General features: G+C 36.1%; 4 protein-coding genes. 2 read left to right on the top strand and 2 right to left on the bottom strand.

The genetic code is table 11. From position 1 onward, the window contains the following. Both ACEW8U_RS07095 and rbfA read right to left on the bottom strand, forming a co-directional pair. Window positions 1–1217 (bottom strand): ABC transporter permease (locus ACEW8U_RS07095; protein ID WP_373521341.1); only part of this gene is annotated, 1217 nt, incomplete at its 3' end. Between the two features lie 16 nt (window positions 1218–1233). Beyond that, window positions 1234–1614: a 30S ribosome-binding factor RbfA gene (rbfA, locus tag ACEW8U_RS07090; RefSeq protein ID WP_373521340.1), complete on the bottom strand. Its 381-nt coding sequence runs from the start codon at window positions 1612–1614 to the stop codon at window positions 1234–1236. A 158-nt stretch (window positions 1615–1772) separates the two neighbouring features. Here rbfA and ACEW8U_RS07085 point away from each other — a divergent pair, with 158 nt between their 5' ends. Beyond that, complete coding sequence (locus ACEW8U_RS07085) at window positions 1773–3107, top strand: hypothetical protein (RefSeq protein WP_373521339.1); 1335 nt, start codon at window positions 1773–1775, stop codon at window positions 3105–3107. A 239-nt stretch (window positions 3108–3346) separates the two neighbouring features. Then, a complete protein-coding gene (locus tag ACEW8U_RS07080) occupies window positions 3347–4006 on the top strand; it encodes a LuxR C-terminal-related transcriptional regulator (protein ID WP_373521338.1) in 660 nt (219 codons plus the stop codon). Window positions 4007–4213 lie beyond the last annotated feature (207 nt).

Below are 4213 nucleotides of genomic sequence, written 5' to 3'. Positions count from 1 at the left end.
TCGATGGATTTGACCCTCGATGCAATTAAAGCTGGTCTAAATGAGGCTAAAAGAGTAATGGTAATCACAGACACAGAAGTCCATAAAAAATCCCACCATACCATTTTAACAGGATAGCTTTCAATAATAGATGAAGCAATACCCAAGGAAACCAACCCGTATTGATCTTGGATCCAACATGCCAAGTATCCAAGAGTAAGTCCGATTATCGCACCTGTTAAGGCTATAATCGCACCCTGTTTAAGATAAATCTTCTGAATCATCCATTGCTTAGCTCCCAACGCAAATAAAATTGCTGTATCTCTTTTCTTTTCAATTGCCATCATGGAAAGGGAGAAGAAAATATTAAAAGAAGCCACAGCAAGAATAAAAGTCAATGTCAAAAACACAAACAACTTTTCGACTTTAATGGTCCTCAGTATTTGGGCGTGTTGTTCATCAGTATCTTTCACTTGAAATTCACCCCCCAAAAAAGCTGAAATTCTCTTTTTGACACTTTGAATATTATATCCCTCTTTCACCTTAACTTCAAGGGCTGTCCTTTTTTGTCCATAATTAAGTAAGGTGCTTACAAATGAAATTGGGGCAATGATATAATTATCATCAAACTCTTTTTCTATACTAAAAAAAGCCTCGGGTTTAAGGATGGACCTGCTATACATTTGGCTTGGATCTATGGTCCCTGCATTTCTTGGAGCTTTGGGATAAAATACCTGCAAAAGATCAATATGATTGTCGAGATCTACCGAAAGAAAAAAACCAACTCCTCTACCAATAATGGCCCTTGGCCGACTTTCAGTACCCAAATCAAGATTACCCCATATATATCCTTGCTCGAACCTCCCCTGTTGTAAATAATTGTCCGATACCCCCTTTATCCTAGCCAGATGCTGATTGTCTCTATACTTAAATAAGGCATTGTCTTCTATGACCTCGGTCAATACTTCTACGCCTTCTATTTCTTGGATTCCAGATAACCAATCATCCGAAACTGTGAAAGACTTCCCTTTGGTTGCTTCGATTTTAAGTTCTGCATCAAAGGAAGCATAAAGTCCCCTGACCAAATCCTCCAATCCATTAAAAACAGACAATACCATGATGAGGGACATGGTACCGACTGCCACGCCAATCATGGAAATTCTAGATAGGATGGTAATGAAATTCCGCTTCTTCTTGGAGCGGAAATATCGATAGGCTATAAAAAACGAAAGGTTCAACTATCCAAAAATTAAATTAATCTTCTTTTTCATCTTCTTCACCTGAATCCTCGGGAATGTCAAGGGAATTGATCACTTTGTCCATATGTTGGGCATAGGATGCGGACTCATCCATGAAAAAGGCCAATTCGGGAATAATTCTAACCGATTTTCCGATTCTATTTCCCAAATGCTTTCTCAGTTCACCCTTTTTCTCTTCAATCTTTTCAAAAGCAGCTTTGTCTTTGTCTAATAAAAAACTGAGATAAATCCTCGCAACACTCAAATCAGGACTTATCAAAACTCTGGAAACCGTAATGAAAGCGCTCCCAATGATATGTTTGCCTTCTTTTTGAAAAATTTCACCCATTTCCTTTTGGATGAGTTTGTTGAATTTCTGTTGTCTTTTGCTTTCCATTTTTTTATTAATTGTTACAAATTTAGTGAATTAAATGTGGAACACTTAATTTCGTGGGTCCTGTTTGTAACACCTTTAGAATTAACCCGATCTTGCTAAGCTTTTTCCGTATCAACGACCCCTCTCGTCTCATTGTTATTATAGCTGTTTTGCTGCTGATGAGCAGTATATACATCTGGGTCTTACAAGTTCCATTGCTACAACCCGAAATGATATGGTTATTGATTGGGGAAAGAATGGCAGATGGCAAGCACATGTACATCGATATCATCGATGATACAGGGCCTTTGTCCTCGGGAGTGTATTGGATCTGCCACTTACTATTTGGCAAAACCGTAATGATCTATAAGTTTTTGGCAATTTTGGTTGTGCTGTTTCAGATAGTCTATATCAACAACCTCTATATCAGATACAAATCTTTTGAGGAAAACACCTACATCCCCTCCATGGTAATGGTGATTTTGTTCCACTTGTCTTTTGATATGATCACTTTATCCCCTGCTCTGATGGGTAGTAGTTTTATTATGCTTGCCCTTGGGCAGCTTTTTTCGCAGACTGTTTTACAAAAGGAGGGATCCGATTCCATTCTTTTAGTGGGAATATTTGGTGGAATTGCAGCCTGTTTTCATTTTCCTTTGATTACTTTTCTACCCTTTTTATTGGTTTCAGGCATAGTGGTCAGTGGTTTTTCTTTCAGACAATTGATCTTGGCATTTGTCAGCTACCTACTCCCACTGACATTTTGTGCTGTTTACTATTTTTGGATTGATGGACTCTTTGAGTTTTTTGACCAGTTTATCATCTCACCCCGAAACATTGAAAGCTATGCCCATGTTTCCTTCCAGGATTTAGGTATTCTATTTTCTGCCCCATTGTTTTTTACAACACTGGGATTTTTTGTAGGATTAATTGTCAAATCTCAAACTGTAAACCAACAAAAACAACTTCAGCTGACCTTGATTTTTTTGATTTTTGCGGTGGGATCATTATTGTTGACAAACAGAACAACCCCCTATCAGTTAATTGTCATCATTCCGGGATTGGCCTATTTCATCACCTTTCTATTTGTGGCATTCAAAAAAGGGACTCCCATCAAAATACTGGCAGCGATTTTTGTAATTGGAATTCCGATGATAGGATATTCATGGACATTTTTACAGATCAACTCAGGTAAAATCAATTCCTATGCTATTAAAATTTCAGAAAAACACAGCATTACCGAAGGAAAAAAAGTATTGGTTTTAGGGGAAGACCTTGGTTTTTACCATAATGCTTCTTTAGCTACACCTTACCTAAATTACAGACTTTCAAAGATCAATCTCCAAGACCATAGAAGCCTTGAAAAGACGGCATTGATTTTTCAGAATTTTCAAAAAGAAAAGCCTGATTTGATTGTGGATGAGGAAGGGGTATTTGGGGGGCTTATGGAAAAAATGCCCTTGTTATACAATCAGTTTACATTAATCAAACCCAATATTTATAGTAAAAAGTAAGAAAATTCTTTTCTTTATATAAAAATAATTTTTTGAAAAAAAATGCTATAAATTTTGATAAAGTAATTGTTTAATTTAAGTATAAAATCCTTATATTTATAAATCTCTAAACTCTACGACTTTTGATAATTCAAAGTAAAACATGTAATACGTATTTCTAAATTTCAACCAACTCTCTCCATAGTTTTCAAAGGTCAGGATTAGTGATTTTGTTTCTTTTTAAATTAAATCTTTGTGAAATGGAGAATAACTTTATAGTTGGGGATTCCACCCTATTTGCAAAAGGATTAAACCTTGTCCTCACAAATTTTGGTTTTCTGGCCATCGAACAGATAGCTTTTGAAAATATCAATACACTAAAAATCGGGGTAAATAAAGAAGGTAATATTTTTTGGATTGATGGTGCTTATAACTCCAAAACTGCATTAAGTATTTGCCAATCTAAATTGAAGAAATTGGCCAATTCAAAAACATTTATTTTCTGCAACAGCCACGATCCCCATTTGATCAAAAGTTTTTTATTGGCCGGTATTTCTGGTTATTTTCTCCCCGACTGCAGTCCAAAATGCATTAAGGAAGCCTTATTCCAGGTTTCCATAGGCAATAAGTACATTGACCCCATGCTCAGCCAAATCCTATCCCAAAATATGCTTGGCCTAGAATCAAAAAGAGCCGGACACAATCCATTAACAAAAAGAGAAAAGCAAATCTTAAATTTGATTGTAGAAGAGAACACCACCCAAGAGATCGCAAACAAACTTTTTATCAGTTTCTGCACAGTAGAAACACATAGACTCCATCTAATCCAGAAGCTTGGGGTTAGGAACACCGCAGGCTTGGTCAGGGAAGCTGTCACCCAAAACATTTACGAAAAATCCATGAATTCCATGAGTTTTTAAAATCAAGGTTTTCGTGGATGTTTCTAAAGTTTATATTGGTCAACTTTGATTCAATCCAACAGCACTTTAAAATCCTTTAAATGTTTAAATGTTTGGTTTGAAATGTAATCTTCAAAAACGAAACTCTCCTATTTCTTCTATCTTGAGTTGTGGTCGCTGACTAGGTTATAAATATCCTTAATCCAAACGTGGGATTTTTGCAAGAAA

Origin of the sequence: Aquiflexum sp. (assembly GCF_041751335.1) — a bacterium.
GTDB lineage: Bacteria > Bacteroidota > Bacteroidia > Cytophagales > Cyclobacteriaceae > Aquiflexum.
This window is presented reverse-complemented; position numbering and strand designations above follow the sequence as displayed.